This window comes from Bacillus cereus group sp. BfR-BA-01382 (assembly GCF_022663475.1).
GTDB classification, from domain to species: Bacteria; Bacillota; Bacilli; order Bacillales; family Bacillaceae_G; genus Bacillus_A; species Bacillus_A thuringiensis_S.
This window is the reverse complement of record NZ_JAKUFQ010000011.1, coordinates 44,445-66,255: the sequence shown is the minus strand read 5'-3', so window position 1 is coordinate 66,255 and position 21,811 is coordinate 44,445. Positions and strand designations below refer to the sequence as shown.

The following is a 21,811-nucleotide window of genomic DNA, read 5'->3' as shown; positions in this document are numbered from 1 at the left end:
ATTATTATGGAACTTCAATTTATTTATGAAAAGTTTATTCAGAGTGCTCAATACGCAAAATATCTTTTACAAATATGTGATGTGGATTTTCATCTTTATCAAGCATTGTACATACAGGAGCCTCTTCATCAAAGTATACAATCATTCCTTCTACGTACTGATATGTATGTTGAACTTGTACAGTTACTTTAATTTCTATCGCTTCTTCATATGCTCTTTTTATTTTCTGAAGCATTTTTGCTGAACATTTTCGTTTCTCTGGATACATAACCATTCCCATAAATCTATTGCCGGCTCTATCTTTCCACATATAATCCCAATGTGGTAAAATGCCTTGTTTAAAATCGCCCATAATTCCCCTCTCCTTTATCTTTTATTTATCCCGCATTAAACGTTCGATTGGTGTCGGCTACTAATCAGTGAGGGATGCCCTGCTGATTAAAATTCCCCTTTATGAACGTGGCGTTTCTGAATATGTATAAATCACTTGCCCGCCTCGTTGTGCGTTACCAATGAAATGCTTAAAGTCTTCTCTATTTACAACAACTTCTCTGAACGTATAAAATACATCTTTCGTAACAACATACTCCGTTATTTCACCATTTTTCAGCTGATCTAAAATTGTATTTGCTAATTCTTTATCCATGTATTTCACCTCTCTGCAATATTTTATTTTATCGTATATTCTATAGGTCAACAACTGTAAAATTATCCCGCTATTTGCAGGCGGTCCGATTGGTGTTGGCTACTAATCAGTCGTGGAATGAACAAAAGTCTTACTGATTAACGTTTCATTTTATCTCGTTGTTATGCCATGATTTTATTTTCGTTATTTCGCAAACAATATCGTTTTACTATATGTCCACTAAATATCATATACTAACATAGCTACTTCTCTATATCAAACATTTCGGCATTCAATTATGCAAAGTTCCATACCACTATGCTACAATATATAAATAGAACTAGGAGGGATACTATGATTCGGAAAGCAAAAAAGACAGATGCACTGGCAATAGCTCCTTTATTGTATAATGCTCTGCATGAAATTGCTGAAAAAATCACAGGTAGCACAGTTAAAGCAGAAGTATTACTAGGACTTGAGACATGGTTCTCAAAAGAAAATAACCGTCTGAGCTACGAAAACTGTTTTGTCTATGAACAAGACGAGAGTGCAGTTGGAATTATTGTCGCTTATCACGGTAGTGAAGCAACACAGCTTGACGCACCAATTGTACATCACTTAAGAGAATTACATAAAGATGAATCAATTACGTTAGAAAAAGAAGCTGAGCTTGATGAGTATTACATTGATACATTATCAGTTTCAAGTGCACACGGCGGAAAAGGTATAGGTTCTAAATTAATTGAAGCTGCCGAAATCTATGCAACTGAAAAAGGGCATGAAAAAATCGCTTTACTTGTTAATTTAGAAAACACACGCGCCTATTCACTATACGAAAAGTTAGGTTATAAAAAAGATGAAATTGTTATGCTAGTAGGCGAACCTTATGCTCATCTCGTAAAAACATTAAACGTCAAAATTTCTATACCTTAAAAAGAAAGCACACGATTTATATAAATCGTGTGCTTTTATGTTAAATTCGTATTTAATATATTTCCATCCATCGCCTCGTGAAACGTATATGTTGTACATCCCCATGGCTTTCTATGCAAAATAGGAGAACCAGACCATCCCATTGCCCTCAGCTCCGTTCCAATCATCGAATTAAAATACTTATGACCTACAAGAGCAATACTTCCATGTACGAGAGCATAACGATGTAACAGGTAAGCCGCTTGCCTTGCCCTCTCTCTTACTTCCTTATAAGACTCAACATCTTTATGGTAGCCAAGTATCCATAATGTTCGTCCAATGAACATCCATACCTTAATTGTGCATTTCAACCACTTCGGAGCAAAAAAGCATGAAGGAACTTCAGCTTCTCTAAAAAGAGAATTTTGCATAAAAGATAAAGAATCTGTCAATTCAGCTGCTGATTGTACAGCACGCCTTTGATCACTTGTTAAGACAAATTTCGCTGCTTCAATTGCCTCTATTGTTTCTATCGGCATTTTAGCTTTTTGTATCATTGATTCGGAATCATACTGTTTCATCCATTCGTGAAATGAATTAATTGTCATCGGTTCTCTTATACGACCTAAACAACCATGACGAATAAAAGAAATCTTCATTCTTTTCACTCTCCATTCATCACTTACGAACTCTATTATGCACTAGTTCTAAATATCATACCACGCAAGAAAAGAAAGTTATATACCTTTACATCTCCCCACCACTATCATGTGTTATCGAAGCATGGGTACCATCCATCCCATCAAAATATGTATTCGTATCATATTGACGAATCTTTTTTAAATGCATATAAGAAAATAAAAATAAAATTAAAGCTATAACACTCCCCACAAATTCAAACATCATTTTACCGCCTCTAATTTCTCCCACTTCAGCAGGTTATTCTACTTTTTCATTATACCTCGATATAAAGATTTTCGCATTTTTGCTATTTTTTCAAATAACATGGATTTTCTACATATTTTCTTACAAAAAGTGAATTTTTTTCGAATTTTTACTTTGGAAACATTTACAAAGTAGGAAATATGGTTCAAAATAGGAGGAAATAAAAAAACCCAAATTTATTCTTTTTTTGGGAAAACTGTAACAAGGAGAGTTGCTTATGCAGATCGCAGAAACTGGAGATATCATCGAATTTAAAGGTGGAATGCAAGGCCGTGTTCAAAAAGTAAATCAAAACTCTGTTATTGTTGATATAACAATTATGAAGAATTTTAGAGAACTAGATATGGAACCTCTTACAGTTGTAAGTCATAAAAACTATACTGTCATTAATCAAAATGCATAATATAATAGAAAGAAAGGGCCTGTATAGTATACAGGCCCTTTCTTTCTATTAACGATTATCAATTGTTTCCGGATATAGATCGTGGTTCATCATGCGGTAGTCAGCCATTTGTTCATACTTCGTCCCCGGGCGACCGTAGTTGCAGTATGGATCAATTGAAATGCCACCACGTGGTGTGAATTTCCCCCATACCTCAATGTAACGTGGATCCATTAATTTAATTAAATCGTTCATAATAACGTTCATGCAATCTTCGTGGAAATCACCATGATTGCGGAAACTAAATAAATACAACTTTAAAGATTTACTCTCTACCATTTTTTGCTCTGGAATATAGCTAATATAAATTGTTGCAAAATCTGGTTGTCCTGTTTTCGGACATAAACTTGTAAATTCAGGACAATTGAATTTTACAAAATAATCACGGTTTGGATGATTATTATCAAATACCTCTAATATTTCTGGGCTATATTCAAATAAATATTTTGTATTTTGATTTCCTAGTAATGTTACATCTTTTAAATCTTCATCTAATCTTCCTGTCATTTTAAACATCCCTTCTCATTATACGCCGCGTTTATTTCCCCATACTAACGCATGAAGCTGGGGCAATACTTTTGCATCATTCATCTCTTTACAATTTACAGCTTTATCAATCAGCCACTCATACTTATCTAATAATTTTTTAATAAGCATCGCATCATCCACTGTTTTTGTATCATCGTTTCCTACTTGCAAGAAAAATGGTACATCTGGATAACGTTCGTGCATCTTAACTGCATATTCAAAATCATGATCATCGAATACTACTACTTTTAAACTAATATCTTTTCCTGCTAGTTTCTGAATAATAGCATCTAACTTCTGAAAATCTGTTTTCATCGTCGAACTTGGTGGTTTTGGAGAAATTGTTACTTCATCAATTTGAAGTAACCAATCTTGCCATTTACTCCCTTGAGTTTCAATTGCCGTCCGCATTCCATTTTCTTTTAATATAGAAAGAAGAAACTCAATATTTTTCAGCAATGCCGGATTCCCGCCTGAAATCGTAACATGAGAAAATTTTTCTCCTCCAATTGCAACAAGCTCATCCCAAATATCTTCTGCTATCATCTGTCTAATTTGATTTTTAGCTGATCCATCCCATGTAAAAGCAGAATCACACCAAGCGCAGCTATAATCACAACCAGCCGTACGGATAAACATTGTCTTTTGCCCTACAACCATTCCTTCACCTTGAATAGTTGGACCAAATATTTCTAAGACAGGGATTTTACTCATCGAGCATCCACTCCCGTCTTACTTCCGCATAACTAGTCGGCGTCTCAAATAGACGAACAAATTCTACGCGAGCTCCTTTATATTCGTTCACTCGATTCTCTTTAGTTAGTGCCTCTGCCATCTTTTCATAAATCCAAACGACCATATTTTCAGCAGTCGTATTCATTGCAGGTAACGTTTCGTTTAAATAACGATGATCTAAATAAATTTCGATTTCATTCTTCCAAATCTCTTTTATATCACCAAAGTCAATTGCAAGTCCTATTTCATTTACATATCCACTAATTCCAAATACAACTTTATATGTGTGACCATGTAAGTTTTTACATTTCCCTTCATAACAGTGTAAATGGTGTGCTGCATCAAATGTAAATTCCTTGCTGACCATTACTCTTTTATTATGGTATTTGAGCTGTTTACGCTGAATATCCTTGTCCATTTTTTGCAAATTTTCTACGATGCGAAATCCAAAGAAATTATCCATTAGTTGTTCGCTCCTTCGCGTTCTTGTAGGTACGTATCTAATCCTGCTTTACGAAGTTGGCACGCTGGACATTCACCGCAACCATCACCAATGATTCCGTTATAACATGTTAATGTTTTTTCTCGAACAAACTCAAATGCTCCAAGTTCATCTGATAATTTCCATGTTTCAGCTTTATCAATCCACATAAGTGGCGTGTGAATGACAAACGGGTAATCCATGGATAAATTTAAAGTAACGTTTAACGATTTCACAAACACATCACGGCAATCTGGATAACCACTGAAATCAGTTTCACATACACCCGTTACAATATGACGTGCTCCAACTTGTTTTGCTAATACAGCAGCAAATGATAAGAAGAGTAAATTTCGTCCATCTACAAATGTCGATGGCAATTCACCTTCTTCATGTGTAATCTCCATATCCGTTCTCGTTAACGCATTTGGAGCAAGTTGATTTAATAGACTCATATCTAGTACCGTATGCTTTATTCCTAGCTCTTTTGCAATTTTCGCTGCACAATCAATTTCTAGCTTATGACGTTGATTGTAATTAAAAGTTACAGCTTCTACCTCTGCAAACTGCTCTATTGCCCAAAATAAACATGTTGTACTATCTTGTCCTCCACTAAAAACAACAACTGCTTTTTCTTTTTTCATTTCACTCATTCTCCTTCTCTACTATAAATAAGAAGAAAGAACGTTCTTGAACTGTCACAATAAAAAAACAAAACAATACCTAAGGATATTGTTGTTTCCATAGTTTTTTATAGAGGGAGTTCGCGAACCTCTCCCGCGCGGTGCACGGAATTTCTTCTTTCATTGACACAGCTTATTGTAACATATTGTATACTAGCGTAAAAATTTCTGATTTTTCCGCTATTTATTATTTCATTTCTTTCATTTTATAGTATGATTAATTTAATATAAGAAGAGAGGAGGCATCCCACTGAAATCCTTTATTATTTATCTCTTTTTAAATATATTATTCATCCTTATTACAATGCTCGTATATCATTTATTTTGGAATCAAAAAGGGAAACGCTCTCCTAAATTAAATTCAGCTATATTTATTGTATTGTGTTGCCTCGCTACCGTACTCTGTATTACATTTGCAGCAAAAACAAATAATGGTTTTCAATTTGATATGCGCCATATTGTATTAATTGTCGGTACATTAACGGGAGGGCCTATTGCTGGTGGTTCTATCTTAGTTGTATTAAACATATATCGCTTACTATTAGGTGGGGTAGGTGTTTTCCCATCTCTTATCGGTTCTGTTCTTCTATTTATTGTTCTACTATTAACATATAAATTTTTCAATCGAACTTCTAATCGTATAAAAATAACACTTGCTATTATCTACAGTCTCACATACGGATTTAGTTGGATACCTTTCTTTCTTTCAAAGGTTACAAATAAGACTGATTATATACCGCATATTATTGTATATGAGTTATGTTCAATGCTTGGTACGATCCTAATTTTATATTTACTACACATATTACAAACTCAAGTTCGTCTCCAAAACGAACTTATAAATGCTGAAAAGTTTCATTTAATTGGTGAAATGGCAGCGTCTATCTCTCATGAAATTCGCAATCCATTAACTTCAACGAAAGGGTTTTTACAACTGTTACAATCAGATACATGCACTGAGCAGGAACGAAAATTATATATCGACATTGCCATTAACGGCATCGAACAAGCAAATCATGTTCTTACAGATTATTTAACTTTTGCCAAACCAAGCATTGAAAAAGAACAAACATTACAGTTAGAAGAAGAATTACTACATGCATTGTCGTTAATTACACCGCTTGCTAATTTAACAAATGTACGTACTCATTATATAAAGCAAAGCACTTCTTTTTTTATCGCTGGAGAAAAACAAAAACTAAATCAATGTTTATTAAATATTTTAAAAAATTGCATTGAGGCTATGCCAAAAGGCGGTGATCTTTATTTCACATTAGTTCCTGATCATAAGCATATTCAGTTATATATAAAAGATACAGGAATCGGTATGGATTCAGAACAAGTAAAACGTCTTGGTTCGCCTTTCTATTCAACGAAAGAAAAAGGCACTGGACTTGGAATGATGGTCGTATTCAGTGTTGTTCAAGCTATGAACGGAAAAATTGATATTATAAGTGAAAAAGGAATCGGTACAACCTTTTTATTAACTTTTCCACTCATACAAAAAACGTGATGAAATAATCATCACGTTTTTTCTGTTCCTTCAACTAATTCAGCAAAAGCTTTCACTTTTCCGTGCGGTTGTTGATTTTCTTTACGCGCTTTCCAGGCGCGCTCCTCTTCTCGCTTCTTCTTAGACATATTTTTTCAACTCCTTCTTTTCTTTCTCCATGTAGTATTCCAAAATAAGAAAGAAAACTATGCACATATCAAAAAAGAAGTGGTTTCCCACTTCTTCCACTTTAGCGTTGCAAAATTGCATGTTTCGCCTCTTTTAACTGCGTAAGATGTCTTTGTTCATGCAAATCAAGAAATTGAACCCATTGATACAAATTCAGATCATTAAAAACAGGATGCTTTAATCCATTTTCAAATAGATCTTTTTCATCTATAACACTATGAAGCGCGTGTAATAGTTCTTGTCGTGAATGTTCTAGTAATTGAATTCCTTGCTGTTTTTTCATTAAAGTTTCTGTTGGTTGCATTTGCTGAGGAGCTTCTCGTTTATGTGTGCGATCAAGCGTAAGTTGGAGGTCTTTAAATGGAGTCATGTTTCTTTCGTTTTTTTGTAAAGCATATACAAGGGCAGACGTGACAGATTGTTCAACTAAATGCAAGTGGTGTAAAATTTGAGTAATACTCCATTTATCACGGCGTGGCTTTACATTCACTTCTGTATCATTTAACATTTCAATTTCTGATAATAGCGTGCTTCGGGTAGACTGTAATGAGTTTACTAAACTTTCTAAACTCACATCCATATTAGATTGAAGCATACTTGTTCCCCCCTTTTGTTGGTGAAAAGAGGTGCTCCTTATTAGAAACACCTCTTTAGTATTCTGAATTTTCTTTTATTATCTCATCATTTTCCCATTATGTCGATGTTAAACATGTGAAAAAAAGCGCATGTTTTTTACAATTTTGTGTCGTCAATCGCATGTAACCATGCTTCAATTTCTGTAATAACACTTTTCACACAGCCTTCAGCAAATGGTGATGTTAAATTTGCAACTTCTACTAATTCTAAGAACGATTTACTTCCACCTTGTTGGCACAGATTCACATAATCTTCCCACGCCTCTTGTCTATTATCTCTTGCACGTTTCCAAAATTGTAGCGCACAAATTTGAGCAAGCGTGTAATCAATATAATAGAAAGGTGAACTATAAATATGCCCTTGACGTTGCCAAAAACCACCGCGCTCTAAATAATCATTATCCTCATAATCACGATGCGGTAAGTATTTCTTCTCTATGTTACGCCATGCTGTCTTACGCTCTTCAGGTGATGCTTCAGGATTTTCATATACATAATGTTGATATTCATCAACTGATACGCCATAAGGTAAAAACAGAAGTGCTGAACTTAAGTGAGAGAAGTAATATTTATCTGCATCTTCTTCAAAGAATAGCTTCATCCATGGCCATGTAAAAAATTCCATACTCATAGAGTGGATTTCACACGCTTCATATGTTGGCCAATTATATTCTGGAATTTCAAATTTACGACTTTCATATACTTGGAAAGCATGACCTGCTTCATGTGTTAATACATCAATGTCACCAGATGTTCCATTGAAGTTTGAGAAAATAAATGGCGCTTTATAATTCTCAATATATGTACAATATCCGCCACCAGCTTTTCCTTTTTTCGCAACTAAATCTAATAAATCATTATCTAGCATGAAATTGAAAAATTCATCTGTCTCAGCCGATAACTCTTTATACATCGTCTTTCCATGATCAACAATCCAATCCGCATCTCCTTTTGGAGTTGGGTTCCCTGTAGCAAACTCAAAGTTTTCGTCGTAATAAGCTAACTTCTCTACACCAATACGTGCTTGTTGTCGCTTTCTTAATTCCGTTGTAACGGGAACGATATAATCCAGCACTTGCTGACGGTAATTAGCCACCATCTCCGCATTATAATCTGTACGGTACATTCTTGCATATCCAAGTTCAACAAAGTTTTTGAAACCTAAAGATTTTGCGATTTTCGTTCTCACTTTAACAAGCTCATCATAAATACGATCTAGTTCTTCCTCATTTCCAGCTAAAAATCCGTAGTATGCTTCACTTGCTGCTTTACGTTCGCTTCTTTCTTTTCCTTGCATAAACGGAATCAGTTGCGATAACGTTCTTTCTTCTCCAGCAAAGTCAATTTTTGCAGATGCTAATAACTGTGTATATTGCGACGATAATTTATTTTCTAATTGTAAATCTTTCACGACTTCATCTGAATATGTTTTTAAATCACATTCTGCTAGAGCAAATAATTGTTTTTCATAATACGCCTCTAATTCTTCACGAAATGGAGAATTAATGAGTGCCTTATAATATTTTGTACCATATCCTTGTACAACTGGAGAGAATTCATCAAAGAAATCCTGCTCCTCCTTATAAAAAGTATCCGTCGTATCAACAGAATGGCGAATGTAACAAAGGTTTCCCATTGTACCAAAATCGTTGCGAATTTCATTAATTGAATTAATGACTTGTTTTTGTTCTTCTACAGTTTTTGCGTTATCAAACTTCTCTAAAGCAACAGTAAATTTCTCTTTTAACTCTTCAATATTTGGGCGTTTATATTCATAGTCTTTAAATGACATGAACGAGCCTCCTCTCCATTACATACCTTTACTATAATTCAATACGTATTCCCGAATTCCCTCTTAATTTTCAACAAAATTCGGCAGTTACTACCCTGAGTTCATTGCAAATAAAAAAGCCTTGGATTTATTTATCCAAAGCTCCTTTGGAACATATTATTATTTTTCATACTTCCCAATTTTTTTTAATAGATCAAGTAATTCATCTTTTTCATCTTTCGTTAACATTTCAAAAGACTGATGTATAACTTTCTCATGCCCCGGAAAAATAGAAGCAATAAAGTTCTCGCCAGACTCAGTTAATTGCGCGTAAATAACACGTCTGTCATTCGGGCATGGGATTCTCTTTACTAATCCCTTTTTCTCCAGCTTATCTACAACATATGTAATGCTGCCACTGGCTATTAAAATGCGCTCACCAATTTGCTGGAGTGGTTGACCGCCTTTATGATATAGCAGTTCTAATACAGCAAATTCCGTTGGATTTAACCCGTTACTTTGTATAGATTTATTTGTAGTATCCATAACAGAACGATGTACACGAGATAATGCAATAAATACTTTTAAAGATTGAGAAATATCTTCTCGTTCATTATTTGATGTCATACAACTTTCAACCCTTCACTTAAATTCTCAGCAATAAAAAGAAAATGCCACTTCATACTTCATGTGAATTCCGAATGAGCATTCACTCATCCATTTCCTCTCCCCTAATATATTAAGAATCATTCTTGAATAAAAACATGACAATTTTAACATAGTTTATATATAATGATAATAAAAAAAGAAGGAGTACCACATTTGAAAGTCAAATTCCAAAGCATAATTATATATATATTGCTTGTTATCCTACCGACAATAGGGATTGGTGCTACATTTTATTCGTATCATACATATAAAATGAAACAGGAAAACAAATTATCCGCTCATACAGTTCTCTTTTTATATAGAGATTATTTAGATCATCATCTTGGTGAAGCAATTTCTGCTTTAGACATGCTTGCAAAAGTTGTAGGCACCGAGACTGGTAATATAAATGGCATTAAACAAATTGTACATGATACAGATGGAAACGATGCACGCTTTTCTGGTCTATATTACGCTACACCAAAAGGGGTCATTACAATCGCATCTGAAGATGAATCAAAGCCCGTAGATGTTTCAGACCGTAAATATATTCAAGACGTGCTACAAACTAAAAAAACCACTGTATCATCAGTCATTACTGATCGCGTTCTTGGACATAAAGCTATTATGATTGCTGCCCCCATATTCAATAAACAGAAGGAGCTCTCAGGATTATTATTAGCTAGTTTACGCTTTGATTACATTTCATCTTCTTTAAATGCCATTAAACCACAATACCATTTTGAGGTAACTGATAAACATGATGTAGTTTTTCTAACCGATGATAATAATGACACAAGTGATACGCATTCTAATATGCTTACTACTCCACTCCAAAGATTAAATTGGAAGGTCTCTGTTTCACCATTACCTATTCATCAAAAAAACTTATACCAGTGGGTTGCAATAGAGTGTATCGCTACTTTATTTTTAATGTCTATTTTATTTTTACTTGCTCAATATATGTTGTTAAAACGTCAAACAAAACTTGAAAGACAACAAAATGAACTACAGAAAATTGAATTAGTTGGAACTTTTGCAGCAAGTACAGCACACGAAATCCGTAATCCTCTTACTGGAATTAAAGGACTCGTCGCTCTATTAAAAGAGAAATATAAAGATGAACAAGATCAGTTCTACTTTTCCGTAATTGAACAAGAAATAGAGCGAATCAATGAAATTGTAAGTGAATTTCTTATTCTCGGCAAGCCAACCGCCATCATCGAACAAACATATGACGTAAGAACAATTCTAAATGAGGTAGCATTAATTATTCAATCTGAGGCGAATTTACATAACATTGTATTCCATTTACATTTGCCAGACCATCCTGTTCATATCCGTTGTTCGAAAGACCATATGAAACAAGTGGTTTTAAACATTACAAAAAATGCAATTGAGGCCATGACTTCTAGTGATACACTAACCATTGTAGTAAAAAACAATGAAACACACGCACAATTACAGATTACAGATACTGGAAAAGGGATTCCGCAACATATTCAAAAACACCTCTTTCATCCGTTCTTTACTAATAAAGATACTGGAACAGGTCTTGGACTTGTCATATGTAAACGAATTGTAGAGATGTATAATGGGCATATTTTTATTGACAGTACAGAAAACGAAGGAACGACAGTTCATATCGAAATTCCGTTACACATAGTATAATTATCCTTATCCTATAAGGGTAATTATACTTATTTCATAAAACCAGCGACAAGCATTCGCCAAAAATTATTTGATTTTCCTTCATACCCGATTTGGAAAATTGGTATTTTTATAATTGAAAACCATTTCGGTGTTTGTTTTTCTTTATAACACTGATATTGTAAAATAAGCTTGTCCAATTCTTGACTAACTTGAATTGTCTCCCTACTATTTAGCCCACTTGTTAATCCTAGTTGAATCATTTCTTCACGTTTCATATGAATATCACGTGAAAGCTTTTCTAATGTGTACTTCCTTTTTACAGTAAACATCCATATCCCCCTTATTATACTTCCATGCTCTCAACTTCACTTCTCCATTGACCTTTTTAACTACTTAATCATATACAAATTTGAAGAATCAGAAATTTTAACATTTTCTCCCTGTAATTTACAAATCTTTACCCTCACTTTGAGAATTATTACAAATTATTCTATCTTTGTAAATACATTCGCAATAATAGACATTTTTTTCATCTTCTTTTTTTACAAATTCTACGTAAACCGGGGATTCTTAATTTTCCACCTACTTTTCTTCGACATTTTTTGTTTAATTTATATAAAAAAGCAAAACATAATGATGATTGATAAAGTGAAACTTTAATCAGTGTTTTTTGTTCAGCCCCACTGATTATTAGCATTCACCAATCGTGCGTTTATAGGCAGTGAATCTCCCACCTATCCAGCCCAATGTTGAGGTGGGAGTCTTACTACCCACAAATAGCGGGATAACAATAGAAAGGAAATATTTATATGCGAAAATATACGATTACATTGTTCATCATTGTTTTGTTTTTACCGTCCTTCTTATTTCCTATTCAAGCAAATGCTCATACGAATAAAGTTGCTATTGTCATTGATGATTTCGGCAATAATATGAAGGGGACTAATCAAATGTTATCACTTCCCATTCCGCTCACTGTTGCTGTTATGCCTTTTCTTCCTTCCACAAAAGAAGATGCAGTAGCCGCCCATAAAAAAGGCCATGAAGTTATTATACATATGCCAATGGAACCTATTAAAGGTAAAAAAGAATGGCTTGGACCGAAAGCAATTACAACCGATTTAAGCGATGAAGAAATAAACAACCGACTTGAACAAGCGATTCAAGAAGTTCCGCATGCAATTGGAATGAACAATCATATGGGGTCAAAAGTAACAGCGGATGAAAGAATTGTTCGCCTTATACTTGCTGCTTGTAAAAAACACGGTTTATTTTACTTAGATAGTAAAACTAATCCTAATAGTGTCGTCCCAAAAATCGGAAAAGAATTAGGAGTTCCTATTATTGAAAACCAACTATTTTTTGATGATGTGTATACAGCAGGACATATTTCAAAACAAGCCCAATTACTCATCAAAAAAATTCAAGAAAAACCTATTATGGTAGCTATCGGGCATGTGGGCCCCCCAGGTGAAATTACATCACGCGTTATTGAAACTTCTATCCCTAAAATTCGTGAGCATGCAGACTTTATTTTTTTATCTGATCTAGCATTATCCCCGCCTCCTGTTTCAAAATAAAGTTTATTACTCACAAAGAAAAGTACCTATCTATATATAACAGATAGGTACTTTTCTTTTTAACTTAAATATAATCTACATGACTCACTCTGAATCCTTTTTTCTCTATTTTTCCGATTAATTGCTTTAATCTTGTTTCATCTAACTCATCTGATATATTTACAATAACGCGGCGGATATATTGATCACCGTTATCGAGTGTAAACAACCCACCGATATTATATGCTTTTAACAATGTCCCAAGCTCTTTAATCGTTCCTTTACAATCTTGTGTTGCAATTGTTAATATATAACCACCTGTCCGCATACCAAATGAATCTTCAATAACATCAAATATATTCGAATGCGTTAACATACCGACAAATTCATTATAATCATTTAGCACGGCTAAAAACGGAAGCCGACGAATCACATAAAAGGCTCTGAAGAAGGAATCCTTTTCAAAAATAAATGCATTGGAATTGTCAAGTATATCTCCTGCACTTACATGCTCTAATCCGCTATTGCATTTTTTTTCTAATAAATCTACTTTATAAATAATCCCCGTGAATTTCTTCTCATCTTCTGCTAATACCGGGATGGCTCGAAATCCCGTTTTGTTCATCGTTTGCAGTGCCTCTTCACCAGAATCATTTATTTTGCAAAATGTTACTTGCTGCTTTGGCAGAAAATGATATTTAACTCGCAAAATATGTTCCTCCTTACATGTCAACATGTAATCTATATATAATAAGGAGACCTATATTTTATGAGTGAAATTATTTTTAAAACGCTTTCATTTATTTATTAACTTGTGGCCATATCACATTCATTTTTATATAACAGAGCTTCTTGCGCCCTTAATCATTAATAATTTCACATGATAGTTCATTAAATATTCTATACCCTCTAGCCATTTTTTCGCTTCTTCTGGCGTTTTTCCCCACACAATCATGCCGTAATTATGAACAAGAACTACTCCTCCACCTTCAATGAAATTCGGAACATTGCTTTCTAATAAATCAGCGAATTTTTTTTCATCTTCTACAATTGGAATGGTCATTTCTGTTATACCTTCTTTTCCGAAAACACGTTCCACACTGCGTTTATCGAACGTTACTTCTCCTTCTTCTCCATATAACTCTGATATTAAATGACTATCTACAGTCTGCACTTGTAAAATACATCCTGCACTACTTTTTTTATAAATATCCGCATGCATAAATGACTCTGCAGCTGGTTTTTCTTCATTTTCAAATACTGACTCGCACATGCAATTTACGACAATAAAATCTTCTTCCGAAAATAGCCCTTTATCTCTTCCCTCAACATTTACTAAAAATGTTAACGGCTCTTTTGACGTACATAGCGACAAACTAATTTTGGTACCATAAAACCAATCACGAAGTGCCAATTCAGATTTCACATCTTTTAATTCATTCCATTTCTTCAGAAAAAATAACATTTCGTCACCCCCGGCATAATATTCATATAAGGTTCGAATCCTTTCTATGTAAAAGGAATATTTTTTGATTATTCTAAAAATTTAATTGAATTATCACATGAGAATGCTTTTTTGTCAATATAGTTTCGCGGTTCTTCTTTAAAATAGGCTATTCATATGTCTATACTCCTATCTATTGCCTATTTCATTTTGTACATAAAAAAATGCACTATTCTTTAATTAAAGAATAGTGCATTTTCCTCACTTTTTATCCCGCTATTTGCTAGGCAGTAAGACCCCCACCTCAAAATGCAGCGAAAGCAAAGAAGTTAGGCGGGGATCGGGCTCTGCCCGTAAAAGCCCGATTGGTGAGGGCTAATAATCAGTGGGGGATAAACAAAACCCCCACTGATTAAAGTTTCACTTTATTTCTTTATTGCATTATACAAAAACTGTGCATATTGTTCACGTGTTACGAAATTATCTCCTAAAAAATTCCCTTCCCCGTCACCTTTTGATATTTTATTATCTACTAGAGCTTTCACATATCCTTTCGCCCAATGGCCATTTGGTATATCTTTGAAATTCTCTGCACTATTTTCATTTTCTTTTAACTGAAATACTCTTTGTAGTACTACTGACATTTCATATCGAGTTAATACTCCATCTGGACGGAATATATCATTTCCATACCCTGTCATAATACCAGCTTGAACCACTGCATCAATAGCCGTTTCATACATATTTCCTTTCGTATCTGTAAATGCCGTTTTTGGTTCTAGATTATTTTCTAATTTTAAATACCTTTGTATTAGAAGAGCTACTTGTCCACGAGTAATGTTATCACCAAATCCAAATTCACCATTTCCATAGCCTATAAATAACTTTTCTTTCGCTAAGTAATTAATTGCTTCTTCTGACCAATGTCCCTTTGGTACATCTTTAAATTCTACCACTTCTGTTTTCTCATCTTCTTTAGATGTATTACCGTCTTTACTTTCTACTACATTTTGAATAACAGACCCTGTAAAGAAGATTCCTGTATCCGCAAATGGATCTTTCACACCAAATTCATATACTTTCTCACCTGGTGTACTCCATTTCACTACACCATTACTATACGTACCGTTATCGCTCTTCAGACGAATTTTCGTAGAAATCTCACCATCTTTTTCATATATAGGTACTTTTACTTCTTTATTTACTTCTGTTTCCTCTAAAAATACTTTTTGGTTTTGGACATTGATATAAGCCGTCTTACTTAGTTCTATAACTGGTCGGACATCACGGATTTCATTTGCAACAAAACTTAGAAATACTAATTTTTTCAAATTGCTCACTGGTGATAAGTCTGTAATATAATTCGCTTCTAAATCAAGCTTTTGTAAGTTTACTAGACTTGATAATGGAGTAATATCTTTTAATTCATTATTGGGTAAATCTAATTCTGTAAGCTGAGTCATTTTAGCAAGTGGTGTCACATCTTTAATTTGATTTTTCCCGACAAATAATTTATTTAATTGATTCATTTGATCAATACCCGATAAATCTTTAACATTATTACGCGTTAATACTAAATCTTTTAAAGGTAATGAATATAACGGTTTAATATCTTCAATTTGATTACCTGCTAAAGTTAAGTATGTTACATTTTTTAAAGCACTTAATGGAGCAACGTTCTTAATTTTATTATTTGCTAAATTCAAGTAATCTAGTTGTTCCATTTTCGCTAATGCTGTTACATCTTCTATTTGGTTGCCTGATAGATATAAAGTTTTTACATTTTTCATTTCAGTTAGTGGTGCAACATTTGTAATTTTATTATTACTTAAATCAAGAGACTCTAAATTATTCATCTTAACAAGTGGCGTTACATCTGAAAACTCATTACCACGCAAAGCTAAATGATTTAATTGCTTTAGGTTCGCAAAGAACGACGGATCTTTTATCTTTGCATTCGCAACTGTTAAAGATTTTAAATTTGGCATATATTTTAATGCACTATAATCAAGTATCTCGTTTGTATTTAAAAACAAATCCTTTACTTGTAATAACTCTTCTTTCGTAATTGGTGTATTTAAATCTTTTCTATTAAATACTTTTTTATTAACAAGTTCTCTTAATTTGTTATCTGTTATCATGTTTTGATTATCAACTGGATTATCCGTTTCCGTATTGCCTGAATTAGAGTTATCATCTGGTTTCTCTGTTTCTTTGTTACCTACAGTTGGATCTTTAATTTCAAATTGAACTTGATATTTGTGATCATATCCAATAGCTGGAATAAGTATATGCATTTGCATATTGTGCTTCTTCTCAAACTCGCCAATTTCAAATTGAACTACTTTCGTTCCATTCTTCCTCTTATCTTCTGACAAAACTTTCACATCATGAAATACACCAGGCTGGTTTCTATCTTCTATTCTAAGATATTGAAAATAATCGCTATCTTGCATTGTTACAGTGACAATTTTTTTGCCAGCTGCAATTGTTACTTTAGGATCTTTTATATATTGAGAAACCATAGATGGCTCGTCTTTTTGATCCTTATATATTTTAATCTCAGTATCATACGTGCGATCACTCGCTGCTGCTACCGATTGATTTGCTTCAACTTTTAGTGCTGCTAATGCTGGAGTAGAGTACGTAGCAAATGGAATTGCTAATGTTGTCGCTACTACTAGCGCCTTCATATAATTTTTTTTCAAAATAATATCCCCTATCATATATAATTTTTATAATTGATAATACTTATCAATTATCCACAAATAAATGATAATGAATCTCATTATCATTGTCAATGAGAATATTACATTAAATTTATATTTTTAAAGATAAATAATAAAAAGCCCTTTATTCAAAGGGCTTTTTTACCTATCGTATGAAGAATTTCACTTTTTTCCTTCTCATTGATGACACCGATTTTTCGCAAAATATTCGCGTACAATACAAGTTTATTATATATTCGTTCTGACATGTTCTCCCTTCTTTCCTTCAACCAACTTTTTTTGTATTGGTAAATTATATGAAAGAGATGAGAAAATGTGTCCACTTTTTGCATAAATGCAAATCTTTTATTTTACGATTTACAGACAATAAAACTCCCTCCTAAAAATTAGGCGGGAGTTTAGGTACTTTCACTGTATTTAACAAACTGTCCACTGAATATTATGCTTCATAAGTTCTTCTTCAAAACTATATGGCATTTTTTTATCACAAATTACATGTTGAATACGTGAAAATGCTGCTATACGATAATTCCCTTTCACGCCTACCTTCGTATGATCACATAAAATATATGTTTTCTCAGCTAATTTCATCATCGCCTCTGACAATTTCGCTTTCTCTAATTCAAAGCTGGAAACTCCAAAACTAGGTAATAGCCCATCAATCGAAACGAACGCTTTATGAAAATGGAATTGCTGTATTACTTGCTGAGAAATAGACCCTGATACACGCGAATGCTTTGGAGATACTTTTCCACCTATAAATAAAACTTCACCGTGAAACATCTTTTTATTAATAGAAGAAATTAATTGTGTTGCGACTGGAAATGAACTTGTTACAATCGTTAAGTTTTTACGATGAACAAGGTATGGAACCATTTGAAGCGGTGTACTTCCATCATCAATTGCAATGACATCACCATCTTCTACAAATGTCGCTGCTTTATAACCAATTCTTTTCTTCTCTTCTATATGTAGCATTTCTCTTTCTAACATTGGTGCCTCTACCCCAGCGCCTGGAAGTTGAACAGCTCCACCATACACTTTTTTCAACTTCTTTTCACGATCTAATTCTTCTAAATATCGACGAATCGTTTCTGTTGATACAGCAAATTCTCTAGCTAATTCTGAAACCTTTACTTTCCCTTTAAATTCTACCTTTTCAAGAATGGTTCGCTTTCTTTCTTCTCCTACTACAGACATAGCTTCACCTCATTTATATCTCCCTCATAAACTTCCTTATTTATACAAGGTTGTAATTTTCTTTATAAGCAGAAACTTTTTCATGAATATGAATACCGCGCTTTGCTAGCTCATCAAAAATCAATTGTGGATTTTCAAAAGCTTCTTCAGGCGTAACAACACCCACCCTATTTACATTTCCATTTGCAATTAACTCTGCAGCAATCCCAAATGGAATACCTACGTTTCTCGTATAAGCTCTTAATTTTTCCCATCCTACAACAGAGCCATCAGATAACGGATGTGTATGATATAATACATGTCTTTGCTTCTCATTATTTTTCATACCTATTACTTCTACATGAAGTGCATAACCATAAACCTCTGTTTCTTGTCCTTCTTTCGATTGTAATAAATACTGCGAAATACAATCCATAATACCAATTTCTTTCCCATTTATTTCAATCTGATCATTACGCAATATGCCGTAATCATATAAAGCATGTACAAGTTGCATATTTTGCTTTGGCCAAGTTCCTCTCGTCTCTATCAGTTTGATACCTTTATTTTCTAGTGCCTTTGCTAACGTAATTGTTTCAGAATGCGGGATTATATACTGCGTTGTCTTACCATAAGGCGCTGGCAATTCTATTTCTCTTGGACGCGCAAACGGAAGTACTTGCTTAAATTCACCATCTTCATACACTGTACGCGATGGTAAATGTGGATCATATTCATATGTCGTTGTCTCTGTAATTGATGCAGAAAAAGCAATCGGACGATACGAACCGTGACTTACGCGGATCGTATCTACAGTATCCAGTTGATTTGCTGCATGCATTGCCATCATTTGCGTTACACCTGGCGTCATGCCAAATCCAGGTAAACATGTTTTTTCGTTTTGAACAAATATAGCATGCGATTCATTTTCTTCGCCAAATCCATTTAAGTTCACACCGTGACACCCTGCTTCTGCAATACAGCGGGTCGACAATCCGTTTAGCTTTATCGTCGTACCGTCCATTACAATGTCATAACCAATCATTTTTGCAACCGTATCCTCGTGATTCGTTACATCTACTTTTACAAAATCAACACGAGGATCGTTGAGCCATTCTACTACTTTACGGCCCTCTTCCTCGTTAAAATCAGCTACTGTAATCGTCTCAAAAGATGAAAATTGAACTAAATCCAAAATAGCTTCACGACAAATTTTACCTGCTCCACCTAAGCAAAATACTTTCATCCAATAACAGCTCCTTTAGCAATACTATCAACTAAGCGATTAATATCTTCTTCATGTACATCACCGATATTTCCAATGCGAAACGTATCTACTTTCGAAATTTTTCCAGGGTAAATAACAAATCCATAACGCTTTAATTCGTTATATAACTGTTGAAACTCGAACCCCTCTTTTGGATAAATGAAAGATGTAATAATAGGAGATTGATATTTCTCATCTACTAGTGGCTTAAATCCGATTTCTCCCATTCTATTCACTAGTAGTTTTTGATTGTTGTAATATCGATTGTAACGCGCTCTCACTCCCCCCTCTTTTTCTAGTTCAAGTAGTGCTTGATAAAAAGCATGTACAACATGTGTAGGTGAAGTAAAACGCCATTTCCCATTTTGTTTTTCCATCGTTTCCCATTGATCATATAAATCAAGAGATAAAGAACGTCCTTTTCCTTTACACTTCAATAATTCATCACGTTTTGCGATTACAAATCCGAATCCAGGAACCCCTTGAATACACTTATTTGCACTACTAATTAAAAAATCAATTTGTAAATCAGCAATGTCTATTTCAATCCCGCCGAAACTACTCATCGCATCAACAATTGTAACCTTTCCATACTGCTTTCCTAATTTACATACATCTACAATTGGATTTATAATACCTGTCGTTGTTTCACAATGAACAACTGCAATATGCGTAATCTCTTTATCTTCTTGCAATAACTTTTCTACTTCTACAATATTAGTAGGTTCCCACTCTTCTGTTTGACTGACCACTACATCAATCTGTAACATCTCTGCCATTTGCACGATGCGCTTACCGTACGCACCATTTGTACAAACGAGAAGCTTCCCATTTGCCGGAATAACAGAACCAATTACTGCTTCAACTGAAAACGTACCGCTTCCTTGCATTAACACTGTTGTATATTTCTCTTCTTCCTTCGTCGCTAATGATACAAGTTTAGCTCTTACTTCTTGCACCATCGTATTATATTCAACATCCCACGTACACCAATCGTATAGCATAACTTCTTTTACTGATTTTGTTGTCGTTAATGGTCCTGGTGTTAATAATAAATAGTGATTTTCATTCATGATCCAGTGCCCCTTTTATGAAATAATTAGTTCTTGTTTCTCGATATGTTCTATTATATTTTCGAGCTCCTGCATCGTTTCAATCGTAAAATGAGCCCCATTTTCAACAAACCGATTACGAACTACTTCTATTTTTTCACGAAGCTCTACCGAATCCATACTCTCCACTTCCTCTTCCGTTAAACCGAGCTCACTACTTCCAAGAATTACGCCAACTGTCCACATTCCAGCATTTCTACCTTCTTTCATATCTGATACTGTGTCCCCTACTTTTATCATATGATTCATCGGATACACATCAAGTTCCATTGCATTTTTATAGCACATCCATGGATATGGACGGCCTGCTGGAACATCATCTGGCGTAACAAGAAAATCAGGTTTATATCCTTGTAACGCTGCTTCCTTTGCAACAATATCCATCATTTCTCTCGTATAACCAGTTGTTGAACCGATTTTAATGCCTCTCTCACGTAAAGAAGCGATTACTTCTTTTACCCCCTCAATCGGCGTAGCATAACTTGGCAAAATAGAAAAGAGAATTTCTTCAAACTCTTCATACATCTCATGAATGTCTACTTCTGTTGGTAATTGACCGAAGACACGCTTCCACTCATCCGCAATACGAGGCATTTCTGTTAGTGCCCTTACATGATCTATTTTTAATAATCCCATTGGCTTACGTGCTTCTTCTACTGTAATTTCAACGCCGCGTTTATGAAAAATCTTCATGAATACTTCTAGTGGTGCAAAACATCCGTAATCAACTGTCGTACCTGCCCAATCAAAAATAACTGCTTCAATTTTCATTCTGTCCATCA

At 34.2% G+C, this 21,811-nt stretch carries 25 protein-coding genes and 1 riboswitch; of the genes, 5 read left to right on the top strand and 20 right to left on the bottom strand.

The genetic code is table 11. The annotated features are described in order from the left end of the window. Positions 1-34 precede the first annotated feature (34 nt). Entirely contained in the window at positions 35-352 is a 318-nt protein-coding gene (locus MR160_RS07495; protein WP_000502199.1) for a hypothetical protein, read from the bottom strand. Between the two features lie 99 nt (positions 353-451). Beyond that, positions 452-646, bottom strand: coding sequence for a hypothetical protein (locus tag MR160_RS07490; RefSeq protein WP_000356686.1), 195 nt, complete (start codon positions 644-646; stop codon positions 452-454). 333 nt (positions 647-979) lie between these two features. Between MR160_RS07490 and MR160_RS07485 the strand changes: the two genes are divergently transcribed. Then, complete coding sequence (locus tag MR160_RS07485; RefSeq protein WP_098437763.1) at positions 980-1,558, top strand: GNAT family N-acetyltransferase; 579 nt, start codon at positions 980-982, stop codon at positions 1,556-1,558. 35 nt (positions 1,559-1,593) lie between these two features. On the opposite strand, the gene MR160_RS07480 is transcribed toward MR160_RS07485, so the two are convergent. After that, positions 1,594-2,196 carry a phosphoglycerate mutase gene (locus MR160_RS07480; RefSeq protein ID WP_000703092.1) on the bottom strand — a complete coding sequence of 201 codons (603 nt, stop codon included), beginning with the start codon at positions 2,194-2,196 and terminating at the stop codon, positions 1,594-1,596. A gap of 88 nt (positions 2,197-2,284) precedes the next feature. Then, positions 2,285-2,440, bottom strand: coding sequence for a hypothetical protein (locus MR160_RS07475; RefSeq protein ID WP_002083105.1), 156 nt, complete (start codon positions 2,438-2,440; stop codon positions 2,285-2,287). Positions 2,441-2,699: 259 nt separating this feature from the next. Here MR160_RS07475 and MR160_RS07470 point away from each other — a divergent pair, with 259 nt between their 5' ends. Then, positions 2,700-2,885 (top strand): YkvS family protein, encoded by a 186-nt coding sequence (locus MR160_RS07470; RefSeq protein ID WP_001165082.1) that lies wholly within the window; start codon positions 2,700-2,702, stop codon positions 2,883-2,885. Between the two features lie 48 nt (positions 2,886-2,933). Here the strand turns inward: MR160_RS07470 and queF are convergent, their stop codons facing one another. From queF to queC, 4 genes are read right to left on the bottom strand one after another with little or no spacing between them, the layout of a single operon-like run. Beyond that, positions 2,934-3,431: a preQ(1) synthase gene (gene queF / locus MR160_RS07465; RefSeq protein ID WP_001986050.1), complete on the bottom strand. Its 498-nt coding sequence runs from the start codon at positions 3,429-3,431 to the stop codon at positions 2,934-2,936. Positions 3,432-3,449: 18 nt separating this feature from the next. Then, positions 3,450-4,166: a 7-carboxy-7-deazaguanine synthase QueE gene (gene queE / locus MR160_RS07460; RefSeq protein ID WP_242297181.1), complete on the bottom strand. Its 717-nt coding sequence runs from the start codon at positions 4,164-4,166 to the stop codon at positions 3,450-3,452. Continuing rightward, positions 4,159-4,650 carry a 6-carboxytetrahydropterin synthase QueD gene (queD, locus tag MR160_RS07455; RefSeq protein ID WP_000368414.1) on the bottom strand — a complete coding sequence of 164 codons (492 nt, stop codon included), beginning with the start codon at positions 4,648-4,650 and terminating at the stop codon, positions 4,159-4,161. The genes queE and queD overlap by 8 nt, the downstream gene beginning before the upstream one ends. Continuing rightward, entirely contained in the window at positions 4,650-5,312 is a 663-nt protein-coding gene (gene queC, locus MR160_RS07450) for a 7-cyano-7-deazaguanine synthase QueC (RefSeq protein WP_000711598.1), read from the bottom strand. The genes queD and queC overlap by 1 nt, the downstream gene beginning before the upstream one ends. A 93-nt stretch (positions 5,313-5,405) precedes the next feature. Continuing rightward, positions 5,406-5,449, bottom strand: a riboswitch (PreQ1 riboswitch). Positions 5,450-5,655: 206 nt separating this feature from the next. Here queC and kinB point away from each other — a divergent pair. Next, positions 5,656-6,864, top strand: a complete 1,209-nt coding sequence (kinB, locus tag MR160_RS07445; protein WP_002083096.1) for a sporulation sensor histidine kinase KinB — start codon at positions 5,656-5,658, stop codon at positions 6,862-6,864. 11 nt (positions 6,865-6,875) lie between these two features. Here the strand turns inward: kinB and MR160_RS07440 are convergent, their stop codons facing one another. The 4 genes from MR160_RS07440 to MR160_RS07425 form a co-directional block, all read right to left on the bottom strand. Then, positions 6,876-6,992: a DUF6254 family protein gene (locus MR160_RS07440; protein WP_000038355.1), complete on the bottom strand. Its 117-nt coding sequence runs from the start codon at positions 6,990-6,992 to the stop codon at positions 6,876-6,878. Between the two features lie 101 nt (positions 6,993-7,093). Next, on the bottom strand, positions 7,094-7,627 hold the full coding sequence (locus MR160_RS07435) for a DinB family protein (protein ID WP_000941975.1): 534 nt from the start codon (positions 7,625-7,627) through the stop codon (positions 7,094-7,096). 137 nt (positions 7,628-7,764) lie between these two features. Then, positions 7,765-9,459 carry a M3 family oligoendopeptidase gene (locus tag MR160_RS07430; RefSeq protein WP_000008588.1) on the bottom strand — a complete coding sequence of 565 codons (1,695 nt, stop codon included), beginning with the start codon at positions 9,457-9,459 and terminating at the stop codon, positions 7,765-7,767. A 159-nt stretch (positions 9,460-9,618) separates the two neighbouring features. Beyond that, positions 9,619-10,065, bottom strand: a complete 447-nt coding sequence (locus MR160_RS07425) for a MarR family winged helix-turn-helix transcriptional regulator (protein WP_000203336.1) — start codon at positions 10,063-10,065, stop codon at positions 9,619-9,621. 195 nt (positions 10,066-10,260) lie between these two features. Between MR160_RS07425 and MR160_RS07420 the strand changes: the two genes are divergently transcribed. Then, positions 10,261-11,757 carry a DUF3149 domain-containing protein gene (locus MR160_RS07420; protein WP_000865060.1) on the top strand — a complete coding sequence of 499 codons (1,497 nt, stop codon included), beginning with the start codon at positions 10,261-10,263 and terminating at the stop codon, positions 11,755-11,757. A 29-nt stretch (positions 11,758-11,786) separates the two neighbouring features. Here MR160_RS07420 and MR160_RS07415 read toward each other — a convergent pair whose 3' ends face one another. After that, positions 11,787-12,068: an aspartyl-phosphate phosphatase Spo0E family protein gene (locus MR160_RS07415; protein ID WP_000495536.1), complete on the bottom strand. Its 282-nt coding sequence runs from the start codon at positions 12,066-12,068 to the stop codon at positions 11,787-11,789. A 480-nt stretch (positions 12,069-12,548) separates the two neighbouring features. Between MR160_RS07415 and MR160_RS07410 the strand changes: the two genes are divergently transcribed. Then, positions 12,549-13,319: a divergent polysaccharide deacetylase family protein gene (locus tag MR160_RS07410; protein ID WP_218226399.1), complete on the top strand. Its 771-nt coding sequence runs from the start codon at positions 12,549-12,551 to the stop codon at positions 13,317-13,319. A 64-nt stretch (positions 13,320-13,383) separates the two neighbouring features. Here the strand turns inward: MR160_RS07410 and cbpA are convergent, their stop codons facing one another. The 7 genes from cbpA to phnX form a co-directional block, all read right to left on the bottom strand. Then, positions 13,384-14,007: a cyclic di-AMP binding protein CbpA gene (gene cbpA, locus MR160_RS07405; protein WP_001264213.1), complete on the bottom strand. Its 624-nt coding sequence runs from the start codon at positions 14,005-14,007 to the stop codon at positions 13,384-13,386. A gap of 126 nt (positions 14,008-14,133) precedes the next feature. Next, positions 14,134-14,763, bottom strand: coding sequence for a class II aldolase/adducin family protein (locus MR160_RS07400; protein WP_000896006.1), 630 nt, complete (start codon positions 14,761-14,763; stop codon positions 14,134-14,136). 404 nt (positions 14,764-15,167) lie between these two features. Then, positions 15,168-17,450: an NEAT domain-containing leucine-rich repeat protein gene (locus MR160_RS07395; RefSeq protein WP_000742628.1), complete on the bottom strand. Its 2,283-nt coding sequence runs from the start codon at positions 17,448-17,450 to the stop codon at positions 15,168-15,170. A 438-nt stretch (positions 17,451-17,888) separates the two neighbouring features. After that, positions 17,889-18,671 (bottom strand): DeoR/GlpR family DNA-binding transcription regulator, encoded by a 783-nt coding sequence (locus tag MR160_RS07390; RefSeq protein ID WP_000117666.1) that lies wholly within the window; start codon positions 18,669-18,671, stop codon positions 17,889-17,891. A 40-nt stretch (positions 18,672-18,711) separates the two neighbouring features. Continuing rightward, positions 18,712-19,896, bottom strand: a complete 1,185-nt coding sequence (locus tag MR160_RS07385) for a saccharopine dehydrogenase family protein (protein WP_000862157.1) — start codon at positions 19,894-19,896, stop codon at positions 18,712-18,714. Then, a complete protein-coding gene (gene phnW, locus MR160_RS07380; protein ID WP_001004779.1) occupies positions 19,893-20,990 on the bottom strand; it encodes a 2-aminoethylphosphonate--pyruvate transaminase in 1,098 nt (365 codons plus the stop codon). The genes MR160_RS07385 and phnW overlap by 4 nt, the downstream gene beginning before the upstream one ends. Positions 20,991-21,005: 15 nt before the next feature. Beyond that, on the bottom strand, positions 21,006-21,800 hold the full coding sequence (gene phnX, locus MR160_RS07375) for a phosphonoacetaldehyde hydrolase (RefSeq protein WP_000687386.1): 795 nt from the start codon (positions 21,798-21,800) through the stop codon (positions 21,006-21,008). Between the last annotated feature and the right edge of the window lie 11 nt (positions 21,801-21,811).

Bases quoted from the DNA above. Each gene is read 5' to 3' on its own strand.
- MR160_RS07495 (WP_000502199.1), bottom strand. From the start codon at position 352: ATGGGCGATTTTAAACAAGGCATTTTACCACATTGGGATTATATGTGG.
- MR160_RS07490 (WP_000356686.1), bottom strand. From the start codon at position 646: ATGGATAAAGAATTAGCAAATACAATTTTAGATCAGCTGAAAAATGGT.
- MR160_RS07485 (WP_098437763.1), top strand. From the start codon at position 980: ATGATTCGGAAAGCAAAAAAGACAGATGCACTGGCAATAGCTCCTTTA.
- MR160_RS07480 (WP_000703092.1), bottom strand. From the start codon at position 2,196: ATGAAGATTTCTTTTATTCGTCATGGTTGTTTAGGTCGTATAAGAGAA.
- MR160_RS07475 (WP_002083105.1), bottom strand. From the start codon at position 2,440: ATGTTTGAATTTGTGGGGAGTGTTATAGCTTTAATTTTATTTTTATTT.
- MR160_RS07470 (WP_001165082.1), top strand. From the start codon at position 2,700: ATGCAGATCGCAGAAACTGGAGATATCATCGAATTTAAAGGTGGAATG.
- queF (WP_001986050.1), bottom strand. From the start codon at position 3,431: ATGACAGGAAGATTAGATGAAGATTTAAAAGATGTAACATTACTAGGA.
- queE (WP_242297181.1), bottom strand. From the start codon at position 4,166: ATGAGTAAAATCCCTGTCTTAGAAATATTTGGTCCAACTATTCAAGGT.
- queD (WP_000368414.1), bottom strand. From the start codon at position 4,650: ATGGATAATTTCTTTGGATTTCGCATCGTAGAAAATTTGCAAAAAATG.
- queC (WP_000711598.1), bottom strand. From the start codon at position 5,312: ATGAAAAAAGAAAAAGCAGTTGTTGTTTTTAGTGGAGGACAAGATAGT.
- kinB (WP_002083096.1), top strand. From the start codon at position 5,656: ATGCTCGTATATCATTTATTTTGGAATCAAAAAGGGAAACGCTCTCCT.
- MR160_RS07440 (WP_000038355.1), bottom strand. From the start codon at position 6,992: ATGTCTAAGAAGAAGCGAGAAGAGGAGCGCGCCTGGAAAGCGCGTAAA.
- MR160_RS07435 (WP_000941975.1), bottom strand. From the start codon at position 7,627: ATGCTTCAATCTAATATGGATGTGAGTTTAGAAAGTTTAGTAAACTCA.
- MR160_RS07430 (WP_000008588.1), bottom strand. From the start codon at position 9,459: ATGTCATTTAAAGACTATGAATATAAACGCCCAAATATTGAAGAGTTA.
- MR160_RS07425 (WP_000203336.1), bottom strand. From the start codon at position 10,065: ATGACATCAAATAATGAACGAGAAGATATTTCTCAATCTTTAAAAGTA.
- MR160_RS07415 (WP_000495536.1), bottom strand. From the start codon at position 12,068: ATGTTTACTGTAAAAAGGAAGTACACATTAGAAAAGCTTTCACGTGAT.
- MR160_RS07410 (WP_218226399.1), top strand. From the start codon at position 12,549: ATGCGAAAATATACGATTACATTGTTCATCATTGTTTTGTTTTTACCG.
- MR160_RS07400 (WP_000896006.1), bottom strand. From the start codon at position 14,763: ATGTTATTTTTTCTGAAGAAATGGAATGAATTAAAAGATGTGAAATCT.
- MR160_RS07390 (WP_000117666.1), bottom strand. From the start codon at position 18,671: ATGTCTGTAGTAGGAGAAGAAAGAAAGCGAACCATTCTTGAAAAGGTA.
- MR160_RS07385 (WP_000862157.1), bottom strand. From the start codon at position 19,896: ATGAAAGTATTTTGCTTAGGTGGAGCAGGTAAAATTTGTCGTGAAGCT.
- phnW (WP_001004779.1), bottom strand. From the start codon at position 20,990: ATGAATGAAAATCACTATTTATTATTAACACCAGGACCATTAACGACA.
- phnX (WP_000687386.1), bottom strand. From the start codon at position 21,800: ATGAAAATTGAAGCAGTTATTTTTGATTGGGCAGGTACGACAGTTGAT.